This is a genomic window from Staphylococcus sp. HMSC34G04 (assembly GCF_001838765.1).
Taxonomy (GTDB): domain Bacteria; phylum Bacillota; class Bacilli; order Staphylococcales; family Staphylococcaceae; genus Staphylococcus; species Staphylococcus epidermidis.
Map to the genome: position 1 here is coordinate 1 of NZ_KV838735.1, position 245 is coordinate 245.

General features: G+C 29.4%; 1 pseudogene. It reads left to right on the plus strand.

Annotated elements, in window-relative coordinates:
* Positions 1 to 245, plus strand: a pseudogene (locus tag HMPREF3241_RS12275) (transposase); the annotation flags it as partial.

The window sequence follows — 245 nt, forward strand, 5'->3', positions numbered from 1 at the left end:
TCTATTTTAAAGGATAGAAATAGTTATTCTAAAACAGACCACGATGCCACATTTATGAGAATGAAAGAAGATTATATGAAAAATGGACAACTTTAGCCAGGGTATAATTTACAAATAGCGACAAATTCTCAATTCGTTTTATTTTATGATGTGTATCAAAATCCGACTGATACAAGAACACTAATACCTTTTTTAAATTCAATTCAAGAGACTTACGGTCATTTACCTGAATATATTGTAGCTGA